Origin of the sequence: Bacillus sp. YBsi01, from assembly GCF_038406745.1 — a bacterium.
Classification (GTDB): domain Bacteria; phylum Bacillota; class Bacilli; order Bacillales; family Bacillaceae; genus Bacillus; species Bacillus siamensis.
This window is the reverse complement of record NZ_CP151679.1, coordinates 1,307,591-1,329,278: the sequence shown is the minus strand read 5'-3', so window position 1 is coordinate 1,329,278 and position 21,688 is coordinate 1,307,591. Positions and strand designations below refer to the sequence as shown.

General features: G+C 45.4%; 24 protein-coding genes and 1 riboswitch. Of the genes, 21 read left to right on the top strand and 3 right to left on the bottom strand.

Going from position 1 to position 21,688, the window contains the following annotated elements:
* Positions 1 to 10: 10 nt before the first annotated feature.
* A complete protein-coding gene (sigX, locus tag AADZ70_RS06640; RefSeq protein WP_016939131.1) occupies positions 11 to 595 on the top strand; it encodes an RNA polymerase sigma factor SigX in 585 nt (194 codons plus the stop codon).
* Entirely contained in the window at positions 570 to 1,622 is a 1,053-nt protein-coding gene (locus AADZ70_RS06635) for a sugar dehydratase (RefSeq protein ID WP_342008048.1), read from the top strand. Before sigX ends, AADZ70_RS06635 begins: the two co-directional genes overlap by 26 nt.
* Positions 1,623 to 1,667: 45 nt before the next feature.
* On the opposite strand, the gene serA is transcribed toward AADZ70_RS06635, so the two are convergent.
* Entirely contained in the window at positions 1,668 to 3,245 is a 1,578-nt protein-coding gene (gene serA, locus AADZ70_RS06630; protein WP_016939129.1) for a phosphoglycerate dehydrogenase, read from the bottom strand.
* 205 nt (positions 3,246 to 3,450) lie between these two features.
* Positions 3,451 to 3,585: riboswitch (FMN riboswitch) on the top strand.
* 147 nt (positions 3,586 to 3,732) lie between these two features.
* Between serA and AADZ70_RS06625 the strand changes: the two genes are divergently transcribed.
* Entirely contained in the window at positions 3,733 to 4,305 is a 573-nt protein-coding gene (locus AADZ70_RS06625; protein WP_015240114.1) for an ECF transporter S component, read from the top strand.
* Between the two features lie 140 nt (positions 4,306 to 4,445).
* Here AADZ70_RS06625 and AADZ70_RS06620 read toward each other — a convergent pair whose 3' ends face one another.
* The gene (locus tag AADZ70_RS06620) at positions 4,446 to 4,694 is read right to left on the bottom strand and encodes a ferredoxin (RefSeq protein WP_003153403.1); all 249 of its coding nucleotides are present in this window, start codon (positions 4,692 to 4,694) and stop codon (positions 4,446 to 4,448) included.
* A gap of 270 nt (positions 4,695 to 4,964) precedes the next feature.
* On the opposite strand from AADZ70_RS06620, the gene AADZ70_RS06615 reads away from it, so the two are divergent.
* The 17 genes from AADZ70_RS06615 (at position 4,965) to fni (ending at position 20,800) form a co-directional block, all read left to right on the top strand.
* Positions 4,965 to 6,023 carry a helix-turn-helix domain-containing protein gene (locus AADZ70_RS06615; protein WP_064779062.1) on the top strand — a complete coding sequence of 353 codons (1,059 nt, stop codon included), beginning with the start codon at positions 4,965 to 4,967 and terminating at the stop codon, positions 6,021 to 6,023.
* On the top strand, positions 6,016 to 7,506 hold the full coding sequence (locus tag AADZ70_RS06610) for an ATP-dependent DNA helicase RecQ (RefSeq protein WP_342007899.1): 1,491 nt from the start codon (positions 6,016 to 6,018) through the stop codon (positions 7,504 to 7,506). The genes AADZ70_RS06615 and AADZ70_RS06610 overlap by 8 nt, the downstream gene beginning before the upstream one ends.
* A 14-nt stretch (positions 7,507 to 7,520) precedes the next feature.
* Positions 7,521 to 8,108, top strand: a complete 588-nt coding sequence (locus AADZ70_RS06605; RefSeq protein WP_047475711.1) for a CPBP family intramembrane glutamic endopeptidase — start codon at positions 7,521 to 7,523, stop codon at positions 8,106 to 8,108.
* The gene (locus tag AADZ70_RS06600) at positions 8,086 to 8,862 is read left to right on the top strand and encodes a LysM peptidoglycan-binding domain-containing protein (RefSeq protein ID WP_016939125.1); all 777 of its coding nucleotides are present in this window, start codon (positions 8,086 to 8,088) and stop codon (positions 8,860 to 8,862) included. Before AADZ70_RS06605 ends, AADZ70_RS06600 begins: the two co-directional genes overlap by 23 nt.
* A 63-nt stretch (positions 8,863 to 8,925) precedes the next feature.
* On the top strand, positions 8,926 to 9,384 hold the full coding sequence (locus AADZ70_RS06595; protein ID WP_327815358.1) for a YpbF family protein: 459 nt from the start codon (positions 8,926 to 8,928) through the stop codon (positions 9,382 to 9,384).
* Positions 9,385 to 9,470: 86 nt separating this feature from the next.
* Complete coding sequence (locus AADZ70_RS06590; RefSeq protein ID WP_342007898.1) at positions 9,471 to 10,259, top strand: metallophosphoesterase; 789 nt, start codon at positions 9,471 to 9,473, stop codon at positions 10,257 to 10,259.
* 151 nt (positions 10,260 to 10,410) lie between these two features.
* Positions 10,411 to 10,995 carry a genetic competence negative regulator gene (locus AADZ70_RS06585; protein WP_016939122.1) on the top strand — a complete coding sequence of 195 codons (585 nt, stop codon included), beginning with the start codon at positions 10,411 to 10,413 and terminating at the stop codon, positions 10,993 to 10,995.
* A 158-nt stretch (positions 10,996 to 11,153) separates the two neighbouring features.
* A complete protein-coding gene (gudB, locus tag AADZ70_RS06580) occupies positions 11,154 to 12,428 on the top strand; it encodes an NAD-specific glutamate dehydrogenase (protein WP_016939121.1) in 1,275 nt (424 codons plus the stop codon).
* Positions 12,429 to 12,534: 106 nt separating this feature from the next.
* Positions 12,535 to 13,518: a YpdA family putative bacillithiol disulfide reductase gene (locus AADZ70_RS06575; protein ID WP_045925479.1), complete on the top strand. Its 984-nt coding sequence runs from the start codon at positions 12,535 to 12,537 to the stop codon at positions 13,516 to 13,518.
* 94 nt (positions 13,519 to 13,612) lie between these two features.
* Positions 13,613 to 14,269: a glutamic-type intramembrane protease PrsW gene (gene prsW / locus AADZ70_RS06570; RefSeq protein WP_045925478.1), complete on the top strand. Its 657-nt coding sequence runs from the start codon at positions 13,613 to 13,615 to the stop codon at positions 14,267 to 14,269.
* Positions 14,270 to 14,399: 130 nt separating this feature from the next.
* Positions 14,400 to 15,266, top strand: coding sequence for a spore cortex-lytic enzyme (gene sleB, locus AADZ70_RS06565; RefSeq protein WP_016939118.1), 867 nt, complete (start codon positions 14,400 to 14,402; stop codon positions 15,264 to 15,266).
* A gap of 24 nt (positions 15,267 to 15,290) precedes the next feature.
* A complete protein-coding gene (gene ypeB / locus AADZ70_RS06560) occupies positions 15,291 to 16,640 on the top strand; it encodes a germination protein YpeB (RefSeq protein WP_016939117.1) in 1,350 nt (449 codons plus the stop codon).
* A gap of 87 nt (positions 16,641 to 16,727) precedes the next feature.
* Positions 16,728 to 17,384, top strand: coding sequence for a flagellar brake domain-containing protein (locus AADZ70_RS06555; RefSeq protein WP_342007897.1), 657 nt, complete (start codon positions 16,728 to 16,730; stop codon positions 17,382 to 17,384).
* A gap of 46 nt (positions 17,385 to 17,430) precedes the next feature.
* Positions 17,431 to 17,607 carry a YpfB family protein gene (locus AADZ70_RS06550; protein ID WP_016939115.1) on the top strand — a complete coding sequence of 59 codons (177 nt, stop codon included), beginning with the start codon at positions 17,431 to 17,433 and terminating at the stop codon, positions 17,605 to 17,607.
* Between the two features lie 78 nt (positions 17,608 to 17,685).
* Positions 17,686 to 18,360, top strand: a complete 675-nt coding sequence (gene cmk, locus AADZ70_RS06545; protein ID WP_016939114.1) for a (d)CMP kinase — start codon at positions 17,686 to 17,688, stop codon at positions 18,358 to 18,360.
* Positions 18,361 to 18,587: 227 nt separating this feature from the next.
* Entirely contained in the window at positions 18,588 to 19,736 is a 1,149-nt protein-coding gene (gene rpsA, locus AADZ70_RS06540) for a 30S ribosomal protein S1 (protein ID WP_045925476.1), read from the top strand.
* 14 nt (positions 19,737 to 19,750) lie between these two features.
* Entirely contained in the window at positions 19,751 to 20,800 is a 1,050-nt protein-coding gene (fni, locus tag AADZ70_RS06535; protein WP_016939112.1) for a type 2 isopentenyl-diphosphate Delta-isomerase, read from the top strand.
* 31 nt (positions 20,801 to 20,831) lie between these two features.
* On the opposite strand, the gene AADZ70_RS06530 is transcribed toward fni, so the two are convergent.
* On the bottom strand, positions 20,832 to 20,963 hold the full coding sequence (locus AADZ70_RS06530; RefSeq protein ID WP_003153429.1) for a YpzI family protein: 132 nt from the start codon (positions 20,961 to 20,963) through the stop codon (positions 20,832 to 20,834).
* A 76-nt stretch (positions 20,964 to 21,039) separates the two neighbouring features.
* Between AADZ70_RS06530 and AADZ70_RS06525 the strand changes: the two genes are divergently transcribed.
* Positions 21,040 to 21,642, top strand: coding sequence for a hypothetical protein (locus tag AADZ70_RS06525; RefSeq protein ID WP_045925474.1), 603 nt, complete (start codon positions 21,040 to 21,042; stop codon positions 21,640 to 21,642).
* Positions 21,643 to 21,688: the final 46 nt, after the last annotated feature.

Sequence of the window (21,688 nt, the reverse complement as noted above, 5' to 3'; positions counted from 1 at the left end):
GGGGCTTCCCATGGAAGAAACCTTTCAGATATTATATGATTCATACCATCAAGATTTATACCAATTTTTATTTTATATGGTGAAAGATAAGACACAGGCTGAGGATCTGGCGCAGGAAGTGTATATCCGCGTCTTAAATTCTTATCATACTTTTGAAGGAAGAAGCAGTGAAAAAACATGGCTGTTGTCCATCGCGCGCCATGTGGCGATTGACTGGTTCCGCAAGCAGCAGACGATCAGACAGCGTATTATGGGTACGTTTGATTGGGATACACAAGATGTCAGAGATCAGCATTTGCTTCCGGACGAACTCGCCGTACAGCATGAAAATGTCCGGGAAATTTATACCGCGCTTGATCATTGCACTATAGATCAAAGAGCTGTTATTATCCTGAGATTTATTCAGGGATATTCCATTCAGGAAACAGCCGCCGCTCTTGGCTTCTCGGAAAGCAAAGTCAAAACGACCCAACACAGAGGGCTCAAAATACTTCGGAAACAGATGGAGCTTTTGAGGGAGGAGCTAATGGATGATGAAGTCATATTGGAACGAAGAAAGGGTAGAGGAGTTGTTAAGACAACTTCCGGCGGTTAGAGATCATCGTTCACCAGAGGCCATTTACCGGAATGTTGAAACGGGTAGACAGTACAGGAAAAAACCGGCCCGAAGCTGGGTTGGCCCCGCCGCCGCCGGCATCTGCGCATTGTGCATCGCTCTTATTATATCTCCTCACCTGATGACAAAAAATGATCTTACAGCTGACAGCGGTCAAGCTGAAAAAGCCAGTCAGTCAGCTGCTGTTAAGCCGGATCAGAAGACTTTTGTCGTTTCTAACGAAAACAAAAACAATTACATTACTTTGGCGTTTGCCGATTCAGATACATCCGCCGTCATTCCGGTCAGTTTTGAAAAAAAGAAGCCTGACGAATCGGTTTCAGAGGCATTCTCTGATGCAGAAAACTTAGAAGTGCCCGAATCTTTCCTTTCTGTTCCTCAGCTTTTGGACGGTGTGCAAGTAACCGCGGTTAAGAAAGATTTGCTTGTGCAGGTAAACGGACGGCTTTCAATCGAATCAGCTGCCGAAGCGGATTTATTGAAAAAGATGCTGGAAGAGACTTTGACCTGGAGTCCTTACGAGCGGATAAAATTGACAAAGATTCAAAACGGAGACGGTCAGGATTTTTTTAAAGCTTCCGGCCTTTCGGCTGAGATGTCCGTACATAAGCAGGCCAACCGGGCGTATTTTTCTTACCGCGACAGTCTGGGACAAGAGTATCTCATCCCGTCTGAACAAACCTATTATTCAGTTTATCAGGCCATTGACGGGATGAAAACAACAGACGGGGACTCACAGACCGCGAGCGTTATAGAAGCAGATGCGATTGCATCGGTATCGGAAAGGGAATACGGCGAGCAGCTGCGGATCCAATTGTCCGAAAAACATAAAATTGAAGATTCGTTGGAAGGCATTTTAATGATTGAAGGGCTTCTGTTAACTGCGAAGGAATTCGGTTATTCTGAGGTGCTGTTCACACATGCACATACAAAGAAAATCGGCAATTATGATGTGACAAAACCGATCGCTGTGCCTGCCGCGCCTAATCCGCTTCCAAACCATTAAATGTAAAAAACCCAAAACATTCATATGTTTTGGGTTTTTTGTTTGTTACGGAAGGTCAATCAATTTAACTGAGACAATATCCTGAATGGAAGTCAGCTCATCGACGACTTTGTCATCTAAATGTTTATCAAAAGAAAGCATCATAATGGCTTCTCCGCCTTTTTCTTTACGGCCTACCTGCATGGTAGCGATATTGATATCGTTATCGCCGAGGATGCGTCCGACGCGTCCGATTACACCGGTCGTATCCTGATGCTGGATATAAACGAGGTGGCCGGCAGGATTTAAGTCAATATTAAAGCCGTTCAGTTCAACGATTCGTTCACCGAAGTGAGGGATATACGTAGCTGTTAACGTAAAGGTGCTCCGGTCTCCGGTCACTTTTACGCTGATGCAGTTATCATATCCTGTTTCATTGGAGGAAATCTTTTCGCTGAAGCTGATTCCGCGTTCTTTTGCTACACCGCCGGCGTTCACTTCATTGACAGTTGAGTCTACACGCGGTTTTAAAAAGCCGGACAGCAGGCTTTTTGTAATAAATGATGTTTCAAGTTTCGCGATGGTGCCTTCATATTGAATGGCAACATCCTTGACGGGTTCCTTCATACATTGTGACACGAGACTTCCGATTTTATCGGCAATTTGGTGATAAGGCTGAATTTTTTTGAATTCATCCTTCGTCATCGCAGGCAGATTGATCGCCGACATGACAGGCAGACCTTTAGCAAACTGCAGCACTTCTTCAGAAACCTGCGCCGCGACATTCAGCTGTGCTTCTTTCGTTGATGCGCCTAAGTGAGGTGTGGCGATCACTAACGGATGATCTGGGAGTTTTGACTCAACAGGAGGCTCCACTTCAAACACATCAAGCGCAGCGCCTGCGACATGCCCGCTTTCCAGCGCTTCCAAAAGCGCAGCTTCATCAATAATTCCGCCTCTTGCACAGTTGACCAGGCGGACGCCTTTTTTTGTTTTGGCAATGGTTTCTCTGTTAAGCAGACCTTTTGTTTCCTTTGTTAAAGGCGTGTGAACGGTAATGATATCCGCGCTTTCAAGCACTTCTTCGAATGTCCGGCTGTTCACGCCGATTTTGCCGGCTCTCTCCTCGGTTAAGAACGGATCGAATACATGGACAGTCATACCGAATGCTCTGGCGCGCTGGGCGATTTCGCTTCCGATCCGGCCCAGACCGATAATACCTAAAGTCTTTCCGTAAAGTTCCGCTCCGACAAAAGCCGTCCGGTTCCATTCCCTTGATTTGACTGAAATATTAGCTTGGGGAATGTGTCTCATTAATGAAGAAATCATCGCGAATGTATGCTCTGCCGTTGAAATGGTGTTTCCGTTCGGCGCATTTATCACGATAACTCCATGTTTTGTGGCCTCGTCAATGTCGATGTTGTCTACGCCGACACCGGCTCTGCCGACGATTTTTAAAGAAGTCATCTTTTTAAACAATTCTTCGGTTACTTTTGTGGCACTGCGGACTAACAGGGCATCAAAGGTATGTAATTCATCTTCTGCATCCGCGACGTTTTTTTGAACAATTTCTATAAAGTCTGATTCCATCAGCGGCTTTAAGCCGTCATTGCTCATCTTATCTGAGACCAAAACTCGAAACATTGTTAGATTTCCTCCTAGTTTAGCTGACTAAATATCTGATAATTTATCATATTCTTAATTGAGTGTCAATGTGTATTGACGCAGTAAAGGAGAAAAGGAAGCCGATAATTCAGTTAAAATGGGCTTTATCAATATTTTATATAAAATTGAGCAGTTCTCTATACAATTACAATTTGATCATATATAATGTGAATAAATTCATAAGATCAATCTTCGGGGCAGGGTGAAATTCCCTACCGGCGGTGATGAGCGTCATGCTCTAAGCCCGCGAGCTGCTTCGGCGGCAGGATCCGGTGAGATTCCGGAGCCGACAGTATAGTCTGGATGGGAGAAGATGGAGGTTCAGCAGACGTTTTGATGCTTATATCAAACGTTTCTTTGCCAAGCCTTAGTAAGCTCCCGCTTTTTAATAAAAGCGGTTTTTTTATTGAGGTGCAAAAGAACCTTTCCTCTTTTCGAGAGATTTGATCGAAAAGGAGAGAGCATTGTGAAAGTAAAAAAATTAGTTGTCATCAGTATGCTTAGCAGCATTGCGTTTGTGCTTATGCTGCTAAATTTCCCGTTTCCGGGTCTGCCGGATTACTTGAAAATTGATTTCAGTGACGTTCCTGCAATTATTGCCATTTTGGTTTACGGGCCTGCGGCGGGGATTGCGGTTGAAGCGATTAAAAATATTCTGCAGTATATCATTCAAGGAAGCATGGCCGGCGTGCCTGTAGGGCAGGCAGCCAATTTTATCGCGGGGACGCTGTTTATTCTGCCGACGGCGTTTATGTTTAAAAAGCTCAAATCTGCTAAAGGACTTGCGGTGAGCCTGCTGGCCGGAACCGCAGCGATGACCGTGCTGATGAGTATTTTGAACTATATTCTCATCCTGCCCGCTTATACTTGGTTTTTACATTCACCGGCGTTGTCAAACAGCCAATTAAAAACGGCGGTTGTGGCAGGAATTCTGCCGTTTAACATTGTAAAAGGCGTTATCATCACCATCGTCTTTACGTTCATCTTTACGAAGCTTAAACCTTGGATTGAACAAAAACGCAGCATCCAGACACAATAGCCGCTTCAAAGCGCCCGCTCTGTAAAACACAGGCCGGGCGCTTTTTTGATTGTTTGATCACGCAAAAAAATAAGACTCCGGCCGATAACAGCCGGAGTCTTATTCAAGAACTAAAAGCTCCTCTCACGGGGAGGGCTTTTTTATTCGTATTTCAGCGGGTCGCCTTCGAACGGCTCATCCGCAACTTTGATTGAATCAGTAGGGCATCCTTCAAATGCGTCAATCATATCTTCTTCCAGCACTTCCGGAACTTCGACGACACCTTTATTTTCGTCAAGTGTAACGAATGCAATGCCTTCATCATCATAATCATAAATGTCTGGTGCCGCAGCTCCGCAGGCGCCGCATGCAATACACGTATCTTTATCTACGATTGTGTACTTTGCCATGAAAAAAAACCTCCCAGATTGTTCGTGTTGGAACAAATGGTTTACCTTATATATTTTTTAAATATAACACCTATTCCTCTTACTTATTGTAATGATGTTAGTGTCAAATTTCAACAGAAAAATGATTGAGAATGCTTATCACATAAGGGATTCTCTTTAGCACTTCCCCCCAAAAGATGACTTTAAACGTCAAATTTATATGAAAATCTGTTAAAATAAAAAGAACCAAAAAACGAAACTTGTCACAGAAGAAATGTAGGTGTGTTTAGATTGGCGATAAACTACTTTGATACCGTGGTTCTCGACTGTCTGGACAAAATAGACGGCGAACGGACTCCGAGTGCTGTGTTTCATTTATTAAAAGGAAAAAAGTCGTCTCAAACCATTCAGGATGCCGGCTTGTTTCAGATTGCTAAATATTTCGGCATGGCTTCTCAGTGTGAACGCGGCGACATTGCGGATTCTATGCATAAACTCGCCGGGGACTCATACATTACAGCCGGAAAAGAAGAGGGAACGTGTAAAGTGACTGCACGCGGCGTTCAAAAGCTCGAACGGGCATTTGCCGAGCGGCCTTGGCCGAAGCATTGTCACGGCGCGAATTATCAAACGCCGGCCGTTACCTTGTGGAAGCGGCTTTCCCTGCTCATTCAAGTCCTGTCAAACAAAGAGCGCCAATGCAGTCAATATATCCCGGTTACAAACGATGTGCAGGCGCTGAGATGGGTCAAACGGTTCATGCGCAAAAACAGAGACGCCAAAGAGCTCTCTGTTCAAATGCATGACGCGCTGTTTCAGCTTCTGCAAGGCGTAAGTGAACGGCAGGCCCTTATTTTTGTCTATTCTTTAACATCTTTCGACAGAATCGGCAAAACGAATAAGCAGCTCGCTTCTCAGCTGAACGAAGACGAATGGTATGTGTCCGTCCAGTTTTGGGGAGCGGTACATTATGTTATTCAATCCCTTCCGCAATGTGCACATCCGGCTCTAGGCGAGCTGCTGTCCGATTTGCGGGCGGAAAGCGCGCTGACACAGTCTGCCAGAAAAACCTTGGAGCTTTTGGAAAAAGGGTTTCCGATTGAAAGAATCGCTGCGGTCAGAAATTTAAAAACCGCCACCATCGAAGATCATATTGTAGAAATATCACTGCATCAGCCTGCATTTTTTATAGAACAGTACATTTCTGAAGAGGACCAGCGTATGATAACGGCATTTGCAAAACAGCATCAAACGAATAAAATTAAACGGATTCGCGAAGGAATGCAGATGCGCTTCAGCTATTTTCAGATCAGGCTGGCGCTGGCAAAGACGGTGAAACAGCATGACTGAGCTCCATAAAGCTTTGTACCGGCACTTTGGTTTGCGTTCGTTTAAAAAAGGGCAGGAAGAGATTATGACTAGTGTGCTCCAGAAAAAGGATACGATCGCCATGCTTCCGACCGGCGGGGGAAAATCATTATGCTATCAGCTTCCGGGTTACATAATGGACGGGCTCGTGCTGATTATTTCGCCGCTCCTTTCATTAATGGAAGATCAGGTGCAGCAGCTGAAAGCGAAAGGAGAAAAACGGGTTGCGGCATTAAACAGCATGCTGAATGCTGCCGAGCGGCATTTTATTCTCAGCAACATCAGCAGGTACAAATTTCTTTATATGTCCCCTGAAGCTCTCTCGTCACCTTATGTGCTGAACCGTTTGAAAAACGTCCCGGTCAGTTTGTTTGTCATTGATGAGGCTCATTGCATATCAGAATGGGGGCATGATTTCAGGCCTGATTATTCAAAGCTCGGGCCCTTCAGGCAAGCACTCGGCAAGCCGCCTGTATTGGCGCTGACCGCAACAGCGACAAAAGAAACGCTCAGTGATGTGACGGACGTGCTCGGACTTGAGCATGCAGTGCGCCATCTATATTCTGTCAACCGGCCGAATATTCTTTTGACGGTTGAACATTTGGCTGATAATGCCGAAAAAATAAGCAGGATCACGGATCTCGTCAAAAAGCTTGAAGGCCCGGGCATCGTGTATTGTCCGACCAGAAAGTGGGCGGAAGAGCTTGCGGCTGAGCTGAACGAAAAAACGGGAAAGCGGACGGATTATTATCATGGAGGGATGGACACAGGCGACAGAATTTTAATCCAGCAGCAATTTATCCATAACCAGCTTGATTGCATTTGCTGCACCAATGCGTTCGGCATGGGTGTGGACAAGTCTGATATCCGCTTTGTTATTCACTTTTATCCTCCACAAACGGCTGAGGCCTTTATGCAGGAAATCGGCAGAGCGGGACGCGACGGCAGCCCGAGTGTCAGTATTTTGCTGAGAGCGCCTGGCGATACAGAGCTTCAGCAGCAGATTATTCAGACAGAAAGCTTGTCTGATTATGATCTGGAAGGCATTCTGGCCATCATCCGGGACGCCGGTACGAGCGATGAGCGAAAGCTTCGGGACGTTCTTATAAGTAAGGGCGTTCAGGAAACGCAGGCGCGAACGGCCATCCACCTGTATCTGCAGGGAAAGACCACAAAAGAGCAGCTGCAGGAAGAACTGACATACCGTGTGGAAAAGAAGCTGCATAAAATGAACCGCTTTTCGGCGTTATTGGAGCGGAAAGAATGTATAAGAAAAGCGCTGTTGGCTTACTTTGATGAATCGTATGAGCCTGAAGATCAAACAGGACAATGCTGCAGCAGCTGCGGAATTGATCTGGCCCCGTACGAGCAAAAAGGAGAACAGAAAAACATGGAGCGGTTTGAAGATTGGAAGATGGAATTAGGCCGGATTTTCGGTTTAGAGTCTGCGGGTGAGTTGAGCTGAGACGGCAAAGCGAATTGATCCATCAGCTCTCAGACCGTGAGATTGTCATACAGCTTTATGTTACCCAATTGCTCATATTGGCGGCTTCAGCCGTTATCGGCTTTTTCTTTTTCACTGATGTTCACGATTTTTTAAAGCTTTGGCATATACGTGACGATAAAATCATATGGTACGGTGTAACTCTTGCCGTCCTTGTCATTTTTGCCGATCTGGCGGTGATGAAATGGTGTCCTTCGCATTTATATGATGACGGCGGTATTAATACACTGCTTTTTAAGAACAGGCCGGTTTTGCACATTTTGTTTTTGACGCTTCTCATTTCGTTCAGCGAAGAGATTTTATTCAGAGGCGTCCTGCAGACACATATCGGTTTATGGGCCGCCAGCTTGATTTTCACCGTGCTTCATTTCAGATACTTGGCGAAGTGGCTTCTGTTTATTATGGTTGCGGGCATCAGTCTTTTGCTGGGACTTATTTATGAATGGACCGGCAATTTATTCGTTCCGGTTACAGCGCATTTTATTATTGATGCGGTATTTGCCTGTCAAATCCGTTTTCAATATGTGAGGAGGGGTTTGCATGACGGAAATGTCAAGAGTTGAAAGAAGAAAAGCTCAGCTGCGTGCCGAGCAGCAGGTTGCCGCGGCCGCGGATGAACAAATTGAATATCTTGAAGACAGCCTCCCGACAAGACAGTCTGTAAAAGAGGAGCGTAAAAAAAAGGAAGAGCAGGTGAAGGAAAAAACCAAAACAAAAACACCGCTGTTCACTTTCCTGACCGTTCTGTTTATTATTGTGACAATCGGTGTCTTTTTCGGTCTTCTGTATATGACGAACAGCAGCAGATTTGACCCGAAGGATTATGAAGATGTCTTCATAGATCACAGTGAAAGCGCGCCTGCCGTTACTCCGAAAGCGGACGTTCAGAAAGAAACATCCGAAACCGCTCTTTTAAAAGAGCCGGAAAAAAAGTCTGAGGCCAAAGAAAAAAAAGAAACGGCCGCATCTGAAAAAACGAAAGAAAAACCGATTGAAAAAACACCGAAAAAAACGGAAACGGCTTCAGAAAAACAGGTGGTGAAGCCGACAGAAACCGAATACGCAGAGGCCAAACAGCAGTCTCCGCCGGCTGTCCGTGAAAAAGCGGTTCCGGCTGCCGGCAGTGATCAAGCCGGAACCGTCCGGCAAAAAGTGCGAACCGTCCAGCATACTGTACAGCCGAAAGAAACGCTTTACCGCATTTCAATGAAATATTATAAAAGCCGGGCGGGCGAAGAAAAAATCCGCAGCTACAACGGGTTAAACGGAAACGACGTGTATACCGGCCAGGTTCTGAACATTCCGCTGTCCGAATAAATACATATTTTCACCGCGGCTTTCATATAGTGTACCAATGAAAACGGACAAGGTGTGAAGCGCATGGATTCTTTATGGAAGCAATTAGACCGATTTGCTGACGGACCGACAAAACAAATGCTTCAGGCACTGGTGAAAAGGAAATTAAAATACGAAAATTATGCCGCGCAATGCCGAAGATGGCAGTGGGCGTCCCTCGTTTGCTTTTCCCTGATGTGCGTACTGCTGATGTTTAAAAGCTTTAATGCCCCTCAAGCTTCTCCGCAGCTGATTCTGCAGGAAATATTAGGCCATACGGTTTATTTGTGCTGGATTATGGCTTCCGCTTTTGCGTATTGCACTTCTTATTATTTTAAAAAAAAGGAAGAAAAAGCTGAGGGTGAATTTCATAAACTGAGATGTGAAATTATCCAAAAAAGCACGGATTTATGGCCTCAGCCGGAAAAATGGCGGGCGAGAGAATCCGTTTTTCACTTGATGAAACATCGGTATGATATCAATCTTTATTTTGAAAGCAAATAAAAAGAGGCGTTTTCCGGAAAGGATAGAAACGTCTTTTTTTGTTTGTCCGTCTAATGTAAGACAATGACAGAATGGAGAGTGCATTTATGAAGCTTACAGCGGGAATTCTCGGCTCATTGGCGGGAGCGGCTGCAGTTATGGCGGCCGTCATGTACAAAACGGCAAACGGCAGCCATCTGAAAACACATACATTTAAGCTTGATAAAATGAAAGGGATGAAGCCGCTCACCATCTTCTTTATATCTGACGTGCACCGCCGTTTAATTGATGAAAAGCTTCTCTGGGAAGCATCGGTTTATAAGCCGGATGCCGTTTTGCTCGGCGGTGATTTGGCGGAGGGCGGAGTTCCTTACGCCAGAATTGAAGAAAACATCAAGCGTCTGACGGCTCTTGCGCCTGTCATTTATGTGTGGGGAAATAATGATTACGAGGTCAGCCAGCAAAAATTGCTCTCTCTTTTAAGGGCATATAAAGTGATTCCGCTGAGAAATGAATCGGTTCAGTTTGCTTATAAAGGGGAAACCGTTACGATCTGCGGCGTGGATGATATCCGGATGATGATGGATGATTACGAATCTGCGGTCAGACATACGGATGCAAACGAAGTAAATCTCCTGCTTTGCCATAACCCGGAAATCCATGAGCAGATGAATGAGTCTGACGGAATTGATGCTGTGTTCAGCGGCCATACGCACGGCGGCCAAATCCGTTTCGGCCGGTTCGGGCCGTATGAGCTGGGCGGGACGGGAACGGTAAAGAAAGCGCATTACCTGATCAGCAACGGCTACGGCACGACAAAAGTTCCGCTGAGGCTCGGAGCGAAACCGGAGACGCATATGATTACACTGTGCGGACCTGATGAGCCGTTTTCCTGAAACAAACCCGGCCGTTCCGATAAAAAACGGCATTCTGCTTGTCTTCCCGCTGTACACGGTGTAAACTGATAACAAATTAAGAACCTATGACTCATTTATTCATATACTGTGTTATATGATTTGTGTGCAAGAAGAGGCAGGAGGGAACATTATGCGGCTTGAGCGTCTGAACTATAATAAGATTAAAATCTTTTTAACCCTCGACGATCTCACTGATCGGGGATTGACAAAAGAAGACCTCTGGAAGGACTCGTTTAAAGTCCACCAGTTATTTAAAGATATGATGAATGAAGCAAATACAGAGCTCGGCTTTGAAGCGAATGGTCCGATCGCGGTGGAAGTATATTCTCTTCAGGCACAAGGCATGGTTGTGATTGTAACGAAAAATCATGACGCGGACGCAGAAGATGACGAATATGACGATGATTATATCGAGATGCAGGTCAAACTTGACGAAAGCCCGGATATTATTTATCAGTTCCATTCGTTTGAAGATATCATTCAGCTTGCCGGGAGCCTTCATCGCATCGGGATTACCGGCGGAACCGTCTACCACTATGAGAACCAGTACTATGTAAGTCTTGAAGACCTCGGCTCCCGTTCTGCCGAAGGCGTTGTCGCGGTGCTGGCCGAATACGGGCATCCGGCGACGATCACGATTTACCGGCTCCATGAATACGGAAAACTCATCATGGACGGCAATGCTGTAGAGACCATCCAGAAACATTTTTCATAAAAAAGATATGAAGCGGCCGCTGTTTTCAGCGGCCGTTTTTTTTAGCGAAATAATGGAAAAATCATTGTCTTTCTTCTATGCACGGAGATATTGAAGGTGTATACTAGTCACTGAAAGGGAGCATGAGAGAAACAGAAGATTTTAGGAGGTTAACTCAAATGGCAGCCGATCGATTCACCGGTCATAATGAAGAAGACAAACATGATGTATTAAAATCAACCCAAACCGTAATACATAAAGCTCTGGAAAAATTGGGGTATCCAGAAGAAGTGTATGAACTGCTGAAAGAGCCGCTCAGATTATTAACGGTTAAAATTCCGGTTCGGATGGATGACGGGTCTGTGAAAATATTTACAGGCTATCGTGCACAGCACAATGATTCCGTAGGTCCGACAAAAGGCGGTATTCGTTTTCACCCGAATGTAACTGAAAAAGAGGTGAAAGCACTTTCCATCTGGATGAGTTTAAAATGCGGAATTATTGATCTTCCTTATGGCGGTGGTAAAGGCGGAATTGTTTGTGATCCGAGAAATATGTCATTCAGAGAGCTTGAAAGACTGAGCAGAGGATACGTCAGAGCAATCAGTCAGATTGTCGGACCGACTAAAGACGTCCCGGCACCTGACGTATTTACAAACTCGCAGATTATGGCTTGGATGATGGATGAATATTCAAGAATTGATGAATTTAACTCACCCGGCTTTATTACGGGAAAACCGCTTGTACTCGGCGGATCCCACGGCAGGGAATCAGCTACGGCAAAAGGCGTCACCATCTGCATTAAAGAAGCGGCCAAGAAAAAAGGCCTCGATATTCAGAACGCGCGCGTCGTCGTACAAGGTTTCGGAAACGCGGGCAGCTATCTGGCAAAATTTATGCATGACGCCGGCGCGAAAGTTGTCGGAATTTCTGACGCGTACGGAGGTCTTTACGATCCGGACGGTCTTGATATTGATTACCTGCTTGACCGCAGAGACAGCTTCGGAACAGTGACGAAGCTCTTCAATGATACCATTACGAATCAGGAGCTGCTTGAGCTTGACTGTGATATACTGGTCCCGGCAGCGATCGAAAACCAAATTACAGAAGAAAACGCTGACCGCATCAAAGCGAAAATTGTAGTAGAAGCGGCAAACGGACCGACGACACTGGAAGGAACGAAAATCCTGACAGACAAAGGAACGCTGCTGGTTCCCGATGTTCTGGCGAGTGCCGGCGGTGTGACGGTTTCTTATTTCGAATGGGTTCAAAATAACCAGGGCTTCTACTGGAGTGAAGAAGAAGTCGAAGAAAAACTGGAAAATATGATGGTAAAATCGTTTAATAATATTTATGAAATGTCCCAAAACCGCCGGATTGACATGAGGCTTGCGGCTTATATGGTCGGCGTGCGGAAAATGGCGGAGGCTTCGCGTTTCAGAGGCTGGATATAAACCAATCGTTTGCATAAACAAAAAAAATCTCCTATGATAATATAGGAGATTTTTTATATGAGTGGAAACTTATGATGGAAATGCCAAATCGCAGGAGTTGAAGGACATGACAGAAGAAAAAGCAATTATAATAGGCGGAGGTCCTTGCGGATTATCGGCGGCTATACATCTGAAGCAAATTGGCGTAAACGCCCTTGTGATCGAAAAAGGAAATGTCGTAAACAGCATTTATCACTATCCGACACATCAAACTTTTTTCAGTTCAAGTGAAAAACTGGAGATCGGCGATGTCGCCTTTATAACGGAAAACAGAAAACCGGTCAGAATACAGGCTCTCTCGTACTACAGAGAGGTTGTCAGAAGAAAAGAGCTTCGTGTAAACGCCTTTGAAACGGTGGAGCGCGTCACGAAACAAGAAGACGGCCGTTTTCTTGTTGAAACGTCAAAAGACCGCTATCTCACTCCGTTTTGTATTATCGCGACAGGATATTATGATCATCCGAATTATATGAACATACCGGGTGAAGAGCTTCCTAAGGTATTTCATTACTTTAAAGAAGGCCATCCTTATTTTGATAAGGATGTCGCAGTGATCGGCGGGAAAAACTCAAGTGTAGATGCGGCTTTGGAATTGGTGAAGTCCGGTGCGCGCGTTACGGTGCTCTACAGAGGAAACGAGTACTCCCCGAGCATCAAGCCGTGGATTCTGCCTGAGTTTGAGGCCCTCGTCAGAAACGGAACAATCCGGATGGAATTTGGCGCTTGTCTTGAAGAAGTGACGGAAGATGAGATCATTTTCCGCTCCGGCAGGAATGAGACGGTCAGGCTGAAAAACGATTTCGTATTTGCCATGACAGGATATCATCCCGATCACGGATTTCTTGAAAAAATCGGTGTGCAGATTGATGCAGAATCAGGCCGGCCGTTTTTCCGGGAAGAAACGATGGAAACAAATGTTGATGGTGTTTTTATTGCCGGGGTTATTGCAGCGGGAAATAACGCTAATGAAATTTTTATCGAGAACGGCCGTTTTCACGGCGGCTTGATCGCAAACGAAATTTCAAAACGGCTTAGTGCAGAGAGCATATGATCATTCATATGCTCTTTTTTAGAAATTGGAAGATGTAAAAATATAAACAACATGGTACGATAGATATAGGAATATAAAGGAAAGAGGTTGCCTGATGTTTGCAATCATCTCTGCAGGAATTGCTCCCGGCATTGCGCTGTTAAGCTATTTTTATTTAAAAGATCAATATGACAATGAACCCGTACATATGGTGCTGAGGTCTTTTTTTCTCGGGGTTGTACTTGTGTTTCCGACCATGTTCATCCAGTATGTTCTTGAAAAAGAGCATGTAGGGGGAGGAAGCTTTTTCGTTTCGTTTTTGTCTTCGGGCTTCTTGGAAGAATCGGTGAAATGGTTTGTTCTGATGATCAGTGTGTACCCGCATGCTCATTTTGATGAGCATTATGACGGAATCGTTTACGGGGCCAGTGTGTCATTAGGCTTTGCGACGCTTGAAAATATCCTTTATTTATTCGGCCACGGTGTTGAGCATGCTTTCATCAGGGCGATTCTGCCAGTCTCCTGCCACGCGCTGATCGGGGTGATCATGGGGTTTTATCTCGGAAAAGCCCGCTTTTCGCAGAAAAAAGCCCGTGTGAAGTGGCTTGTGATTTCACTGGTCGTGCCTTCATGTCTGCACGGTTCTTACGATTTTATTCTTACCGCCCTCAATCATTGGGTATATTATATGCTGCCGTTTATGCTGTTTTTATGGTGGTTCGGGCTGAGGAAGGCAAAAAAAGCACGTTCCGTCAATATAATCCAAGTGTGAAGAAACCGCGCATCGCGTGCGGTTTCTTTTTTATGCCTTGACAGGGGATAAGAAGGAAACGTGCATAAAAATAACCTCGTGACAGACAATACGGATACACTTTAAATTTTGCTGGAGGAGGCTTGAAAAGATGAAGTGTAAAGGAGCGTTTATGGCTTGTCTTATTCTATTTTCATTCGCCGCCGCTATCTTCGATCATGAAACGGCCCATGCGTTTTCAAATCAAGTGATTCAAAGAGGCGCAACGGGTGATGATGTTATAGAATTGCAGGCCCGTCTGCAATATAACGGATTTTATAACGGGAAAATCGATGGTGTTTACGGCTGGACGACATACTGGGCCGTACGGAATTTTCAGGAGAAATTCGGCATGAAGCCGGTTGACGGCCTCGTCGGCGCGAAAACCAAGCAGGTGCTGATTTCAAAATCAAAATACTACCGCGAATATGTAATGGAGCAGATTCAAAAAGGGAATACGTTCACCCATTATGGCAACGTTCCTTTAAAAAACCAAACGAAACCGTCAGCCGGCGCCCAGAAGTCTGCTGGAACGAATAAGCCCGCTCAAAAACCGCAAAACAATACAGGCGGTCAGTCAAATCAAAAGCAAAATACAACAGCGGCCAATATGCCGGGCGGTTTCTCAAACAACGACATCAATCTTCTGGCGCAGGCTGTGTACGGGGAAGCGCGCGGTGAGCCGTTTGAAGGACAGGTTGCCATCGCCGCTGTTATTTTAAACCGTATTAAAAGCCCGTTATTTCCGAATACGGTGGCCGGCGTCATTTTCGAACCGCTCGCGTTTACCGCTGTTGCCGACGGCCAAATATATATGCAGCCGAATGAAAGAGCAAAAGAAGCAGTTCTTGATGCGATTAACGGCTGGGACCCTTCTGAAAACGCGCTTTATTATTTCAATCCTGATACCGCGACAAGCAAATGGATTTGGGGACGTCCGCAGATTAAACAGATCGGAAAACACATTTTCTGTGAGTAAAAGTACGAAAAATGAGGTGTTAACATGATTAGAGGAATCATTATCGCTGTTCTCGGTGTCGCGATCGCCGCAACCGGGTATTGGGGATATAAAGAGCATCAGGAAAAAGATGCGGTCCTTCTGCATGCGGAAAATAATTATCAGAGGGCATTTCATGAACTGACGTACCATGTAGATCAGCTTCACGACAAAATCGGGACGACGCTTGCAATGAACAGTAAAAAATCTTTGTCTCCGGCGCTCATTGATGTATGGAGAATAACATCTGAAGCTCATAACAATGTGAGCCAGCTGCCGCTGACTCTCATGCCTTTTAATAAGACGGAGGAGTTTTTATCCAATATAGGAGATTTCAGCTATAAAACATCGGTCCGGGATTTAGATCAAAAACCGCTTGATAAGAAAGAGTATACAACACTGAACAGCCTGTACAAACAGGCGGAGAACATTCAAAACCAGCTGCGCAGCGTTCAGCATCTCGTCATGAGCAAAAATCTGCGGTGGATGGATGTTGAGATGGCGCTCGCCTCTGACAAAAAACAAAGCGATAATACGATCGTCGACAGCTTTAAAACTGTCGAAAAAAATGTAGGCGCTTTTTCTGAAGACAGCACCAGCCCTACGTTTACAAGCGCAAACACAGAACGAAAAGGTTTTACGCATCTGAAAGGAAAACAAATTACAGAAAAAGAAGCAGTCAAAATCGCGCAAAGGTTTGCGCCTGATCATAATTATTCCATTAAAGTGGTAAAAAGCGGCCGGAAGACGAATCGGGACGTATACAGCATCCGCATGAAAGACGCCGACAGCAAGTCTTTTATCTATATGGATATTACCCAAAAAGGCGGACATCCGGTCTATTTAATTCAAAAGCGGGCCGTGAAGAAACAAAAGATCAGCCTCAATGAAGCATCTAACCGGGCCGTCGCGTTTTTAAAGAAAAACGGTTATGAAACAAAAAATCTCGAAATTGATGAAAGCGCGCAATATAACAACATCGGCGTCTTTTCTTTTATTCCCGTTGAGAAAAACGTCCGTATTTATCCGGAAGCCATCCGGATGAAGGTGGCGCTGGATGACGGTGAAGTCGTCGGTTTCTCCGCACGTGATTATTTGGCGGCGCACCGCACGAGAACAATTCCGGCTCCGGCTTTATCGGCTGATGAAGCGAAAGCGAAGCTGAATAAAAATGTTGAAGTCCGGGAGACGCGGCAGGCATTGATCACGAATGAACTCGGCCAGGAAGTGCTTTGCTATGAAATGCTCGGGACGATCGGGAAAGACACATATCAAATGTTTATCAATGCGGACGACGGAAAAGAAGAAAAAATAGAAAAATTAAAAAGTGCAGAACCTATATATAAAGACCTATAAAAATAAAGGAGGAAAGGGCTAAAAGTCTTTTCCTTTTTTTTATTACATGCTTTAATAAAAGCATAAATAATGAAAGAGTGAAGTCCCATGATAGCTGTCGGAGATTATATTTGGATTGAATACATAGAGAACAATGAGTTCAAAAAAGCGAGGAGCAAAGCAGTCAGTATTGAAAGCGGTGAACTGTACATCTCATATCCCGTCGATCTGGATACGGGACGGACGGTCTTTTTGCACAAAGGGTTGGAGATAACAGCTGAATTTATGGGGAACGGCCAAGTGCCTTATCAATTTAAAACCATAATCAAAGGGAAGAAAAAAGAACCCATCCCGATGATCGGACTGGATATTCCCCCTAAGGAAGAAATGAAGCGGATTCAAAGACGCCGGTACGTCCGTGCAGACGCTGTATTGGATGTAGCCGTCAAAATGGAAGCGGAAAAAACCGCCTTTCAAACGGTTTCTTCTAATATGAGCGCCGGCGGAATTGCAGTTGTGCTGCCTGAACATATTTCCGCGGAACCGGGTGAAAAGCTGCATGTTTCGTTTTCTCTTTCCGAAAAGGAAAATACAGCGGATATAACGGCCGAGGCTGTTACCCAGCGGGTTTTTTATGATGAAAAGGCGGCGAAACGAAAAATGACGCTTGAATTTACAGACATCGACCCCGTGTCTCAGCAGCATATACTCCGATACTGTATGCGCGCGCAGCTGCAGCAGAGAAGAAACCGTCAGCCGGAATAAACTGCAGCGCACTTTTCCATACTAATCCTAATGGAGGTGCGCGTGTATGAAAACATTTGAACGTCTGCTGGTCAAATTGGTCTGCATTCAGCTCGTTATTTTGGGGGCGGTACAGTTTTTGCTTCATTATCAGCCTATTGAACCTTATATTTCGAAAGCTGTGAAATATGAAGGAGTGGATAAAATGGAGAAAAAAGAATGGATTGAAACGGTAAAGCGGTAAATCGTCTCAATTTTTTCGCCCCTTTTCGGATAGTTCATGATACAATCCATAGAGGAGTAAAGAGCAAGGAGAGAGATTATGGACAAGAAATTATCAATTGCAATCGACGGTCCGGCGGCTGCCGGAAAAAGCACCGTTGCTAAAATAGTGGCTGAGAAAAAATCATATGTGTACATTGACACGGGAGCGATGTATCGTGCCATTACATATACAGCGCTCAAGCAAAATGCCGATTTAACGGATGAAGCCGCGCTCACAGAGCTTTTGAAGCGTACGGAAATTGAGCTTGTATCCGCTCCGGAAGGACAAATCGTTCTGGTAAACGGTGAAGATGTAACAGAAGAAATCCGAAAAGACGAAGTCAGCAACCAAGTATCAATCGCCGCCAAGCATAAAGGCGTCAGAGAAGAAATGGTGAAAAGACAGCAGCAGCTCGGAGAAAAAGGCGGCGTCGTCATGGACGGCCGTGATATCGGAACTCACGTGCTGCCTGATGCGGAAGTGAAAATTTTCCTTTTGGCGTCCGTAGAAGAAAGAGCGAAGCGCCGATATGAAGAGAATAAGAAAAAGGGCTATGACGTGAATTACGAGACGCTCATTGAAGAAATTGCAAGGCGCGATAAACTCGATTCAGAGAGAGAAGTTTCCCCGCTGCGCAAAGCGGATGACGCGGTTGAAATTGATACGACGTCACTGAGCATTCCCGAGGTCGCAGGAAAAATTCTGGAGATTGTTGAACAGAAATCACGTTAACATCGGGCGGAGCTCATTTTAATTTTTTTCAAAAGACAAGATGTTATTGCTTGACAAACCAGTCCTTTTATTAGAAGTTAATACTAATAAAACTTTTTATTGATCATTCAAAATCTTTTTTTGGATGATTCTTTAATACATATTCGGCTGAAAGCGGACATTCACATGTTCAGCTTTCAAACCGTTTTAATTAAGCTGTGTAGGTTTGGACCAAGGAGGTTATTCAAATGACAGAGGAAATGAATCAAATTGATGTTCAAGTGCCAGAGGTTGGAGATGTAGTAAAAGGGATTGTGACAAAGGTAGAGGACAAGCATGTGGATGTCGAAATTATCAATGTCAAACAATCCGGGATCATTCCAATCAGTGAATTATCAAGTCTTCATGTAGAGAAAGCATCGGATGTCGTAAAAGTTGACGACGAGCTTGACCTGAAAGTAACAAAAGTGGAAGACGATGCTTTGATTTTATCTAAACGTGCCGTTGATGCTGACCGCGCTTGGGAAGACCTTGAAAAAAAATTCGAAACAAAAGAAGTGTTTGAAGCTGAAGTGAAAGATGTGGTGAAAGGCGGTCTCGTCGTTGATATCGGCGTTCGCGGCTTCATTCCCGCATCACTTGTCGAAGCTCATTTCGTCGAGGATTTCACTGACTATAAAGGGAAAACTCTCTCTCTTATCGTCGTTGAACTTGACCGTGATAAAAACCGTGTGATTCTTTCACACCGGGCTGTAGTGGAAAAAGAACAGACAGCCAAAAAGCATGATTTTCTCCAAACGCTTGAAGTTGGAAGCGTGCTTGAAGGAAAAGTGCAGCGCCTGACTGATTTCGGCGCGTTTGTCGACATCGGCGGAATCGACGGACTTGTTCATATTTCGCAGCTGTCTCATTCACACGTCGAAAAACCGTCTGACGTCGTGGAAGAGGGACAGGACGTAAAAGTGAAAGTATTGTCCGTAGACCGCGATAACGAGCGCATTTCTTTATCTATTAAAGAAACACTGCCGGGACCTTGGAGCCAGATCGGCGAAAAGGTGAAGCAGGGAGATGTGCTTGAAGGAAAAGTGCAGCGCCTTGTAAGCTTCGGCGCCTTTGTAGAAATTCTTCCCGGCGTGGAAGGACTTGTGCACATTTCGCAAATTTCCAATAAACATATCGGAACGCCGCATGAAGTGCTTGAAGAAGGACAGACTGTTAAAGTGAAAGTGCTTGACGTGAACGAAAGCGAAGAGCGCATTTCCTTAAGCATGCGTGAGCTTGAAGAAGCGCCGAAAGCCGATCAGGAGGACTTCCGCCAATACCAGGCGAAAGAAGAGCCGAGCACCGGCTTCCAGCTTGGCGATTTAATCGGAGACAAGCTTAATAAATTAAAATAAATTGGTGATAAAACGTGACACGAGCAGAACGCAAAAGAGAACATATAAATCATGCGCTGTCTACCGGTCAGAGCCGGGAAACGGGGTTTGATGATATTACGTTTGTTCATGTCAGCCTGCCAGACCTTGCATTGGAAAAAGTGGATATCTCAACGAAAATCGGCGGACTCACAAGCAGTTCGCCGATTTTTATCAATGCGATGACAGGAGGCGGCGGACAGCTTACATACGAAATTAACAGGTCACTGGCAAGAGCCGCGCGCAAAGCCGGCATGCCGCTGGCTGTCGGTTCGCAAATGTCGGCGTTGAAAGATCCCGCTGAACGGTATTCCTACGAAATCGTCAGAAAAGAGAATCCGGACGGTTTAATATTTGCGAATTTAGGCAGCGAGGCGGACGCCGAGCAGGCGAAAAGGGCAGTTGATATGATTGAAGCAGACGCCCTCCAGATTCATTTGAATGTGATTCAGGAGATCGTCATGCCTGAGGGGGACAGAAGCTTTACGGGCGCTCTCAGCCGCATTGAGCGGATTGCCGATGGAGCGGGAGTGCCCGTTTTTGTCAAAGAAGTCGGCTTCGGCATGAGCAGGGAATCGGCACGGCGGTTATTTGATGCCGGGGCGGCGGCCGTTGATGCCGGCGGATACGGCGGGACAAATTTCTCTAAAATTGAAAATCTGCGCAGAGAGAAGGCGCTTCAATTTTTTAACACGTGGGGAATTTCTACAGCCGCAAGTTTAGCTGAAATCCGTTCGCTTTCCGCTGATCAATCTGTTATCGCATCCGGAGGGCTGCAAAGTGCGCTGGATGTCGCTAAATCGATTGCTCTCGGCGCATGCTGCGCGGGAATGGCGGGCACATTCCTGAAAGCTCTCACCTCAAAAGGAGAAGAGGGTCTTTTTGACGAGATGACGGCGCTTTTACAAGAGCTCAAAATAATTATGACCGTCCTTGGGTGTCAAACGGTCGCCCAATTGCAAAAGGCGCCTTTGGTTATAAAAGGTGACACACATCACTGGCTTTCTGAACGGGGAATTGACACATCCCGTTTCAGCAGACGTTAAAAGGCATGCGGACCCGCATGCCTTTTTTGCTTTACGATTTTCTTTTTCGGAATTCCCCGTTTTGCTCGAGGCTTGTCGCTCCTTTATGGTGAATCGAATCGTCGCGGTCCGATTCCACTCGGCGGGAGGCTTTCAGTTTTTTCTCCTGTCTGTCTTTTCCCATCATCATCCGCTCCTTTCAGGATAATTGGTTTAAAAAATGCGTTCCCGCTCCATACTGATCAAAGGAGGAGCGATTTATGGAACCGTTTTATTATTACTGGTCGATGTGGTTTTTATGGATACTTGCGACTTTTATTTTTGCCAAAACGAAAAGCCGTTTTTACGTATCAGTCTTTATTTTGACTAATATGATGGCAAGCATACATCAGATGACCGCTTATTTTACACTAAACGCGGCATATGTCATGTTTTTTGCTGCCGCATTTGTTTACGCGGGGAGCCTCGGTATGCATAAGCGGCTCCGTAATGTCCTGATTCATCTGACGGCTGCTGCAGCGTACGGCTTTATCTTTCTTTTTGCATTATATGATCCCGTTTGGTTTATCATAAAACCTGAGTGGGCGGCTGTCATACTGCTTACCGTTATTACGGTTTCTGTTGAGGGGCGATTTCCTGAGAGGCTTTGTCTTTTTGTTCTCGGCATGTGCCAGGGAGAGTTATTGTATTCGGCGGTCATTCACAAAATTGCAGGTGCGGCAGCCGTCGGCGGCTATCAATGGCTTTCAGGCTGCTCGGCGGGAGTGATTCTGCTTATCGGGCTGACTACCTATGAACAGCTTGCCGCACGCATCAGCCAAAAAAGCAAAAAGCAGGGCAAAGGGGCCACCAAAATGTCTTGAAAACGGACGGAGACTGTTGCATGAATGCGAAACATTTCGAAGAATA